This window comes from Pseudoalteromonas sp. NEC-BIFX-2020_015, from assembly GCF_012952265.1.
Taxonomy (GTDB): domain Bacteria; phylum Pseudomonadota; class Gammaproteobacteria; order Enterobacterales; family Alteromonadaceae; genus Pseudoalteromonas; species Pseudoalteromonas neustonica.
Genome location: NZ_JABCJL010000071.1, coordinates 1 through 1,424, shown reverse-complemented (window position 1 = coordinate 1,424; position 1,424 = coordinate 1). Strand labels below are relative to the sequence as shown.

Annotated in this window: 2 protein-coding genes; both read right to left on the bottom strand. The window is 42.8% G+C overall.

Going from position 1 to position 1,424, the window contains the following annotated elements:
* Positions 1–868 (bottom strand): group II intron reverse transcriptase/maturase (gene ltrA / locus HH219_RS21580; protein WP_169328592.1); only part of this gene is annotated, 868 nt, incomplete at its 3' end.
* Between the two features lie 42 nt (positions 869–910).
* The gene (locus tag HH219_RS22360; RefSeq protein ID WP_282960327.1) at positions 911–1,042 is read right to left on the bottom strand and encodes a hypothetical protein; all 132 of its coding nucleotides are present in this window, start codon (positions 1,040–1,042) and stop codon (positions 911–913) included.
* Positions 1,043–1,424: the final 382 nt, after the last annotated feature.

Below are 1,424 nucleotides of genomic sequence, written 5' to 3'. Positions count from 1 at the left end.
GCATTAATGATGTTTTGTCTTGCGCAACGTCTAAATTAAATTTCTTTAATCGCTTGGGTAACACTTTATAAAAGCGCTCTGCGTCATTTGCAAATTGAAACGCGCAAACAAAATCATCTGCATAACGTATCATCATTGCTCTTCCACGCATCCTCGGCTTTACTTTCTTTTCAAACCAGAGATCTAAAGCATAATGCAGATATATATTAGCCAACACTGGGCTGATAATTCCACCTTGAGGGCTTCCACTTGATGGTTTAGTGAATACGCCATCGGGTGATTTTATCCGTGCTTTTAACCATTGATTAATTAAATTTAGTATTGCCTTATCATCAATGCGTAACGCTAACATTTTCATCAGCCACTCATGCTCAAGGTTGTCGAAGAAGCCTTTAATATCAGCTTCAACGATATAACCATATCCTTTAAATTGAAGATTCATTGTTAGCCTATGTACTGCTTGATGTGCACTTTTATTCGGCCTATACCCATAGCTATTGCGCATAAAGCCTTGCTCCCAGATACTTTGCAGGATCTGACTAACACTTTGTTGCACAAGTTTGTCATCAACTGTTGGAAGTCCTAACGGTCGTTCTTTACCATTGGATTTTGGGATGTAGATGCGTTTAATATCATTAGCTCGATAACTTTTCTGTTTGAGTTGCTGACTTAAACGTTCGATATTTTCAATTAGCGTCGTCTTGTATTTAGGCATGGTGATGCCATCGATACCGGGACTGGCTAATTTATTGAGTTGCCCCCAGCTTTGATACAGGCTCTCAGCATCTAGCAGTCCATATAGATTCTGAAACCGGTGCTTAGGGTGAGTATGTGCTTTAAATGCAAGGGTATTAAGTGTTGTTGTCATAGTGTTTCCAGCCCTACTTTGTCCGGACTATGTCTCGGCTTATTACCCGATATAACTGTCAGCTCCTTCGCCATGTACAGGGCTTTCCCCTGCGCAGACTACTATGGGCTGATCTGACTTCCAAAGGGTCATCGTTTGCCTCGCTTTTCGCTTAGCTTTACTACCACTGTCCATGTGGGGCTCCTTTGGATCTCTCAAGTTCTCAAACCATCTCTTTATACATGCCACGGCTTTAAAACTCCGCTGACTCGCCACAGCCTTACCAATACGGCTGTTTTGTATGGACTTCGGTGGCATTGCAAACCTTGTCAGTCAGATCTAATATTTATCGGAGCGATATCAGCACTTCAGGATCACGATAATCCCTATGGCCTACATAATTCTCTGTGTACGCTTCGCCAATCTTGTTCGTGTGATGCTATCTTCATAACTGATAAGCAATTGCTAATCCCACACTCCGCCAAAGGCGCAACACTCAATACGGGTGGTTAGTTAGACCTTGCCCGGCAGGGACTTGCACCCTGCAAGATGGATCAAGCTTAGCTTGACGCACCAA

Excerpts from the sequence above, each read along its gene's own strand:
- HH219_RS22360 (WP_282960327.1), bottom strand. The coding sequence starts at position 1,042 with ATGGACAGTGGTAGTAAAGCTAAGCGAAAAGCGAGGCAAACGATGACC.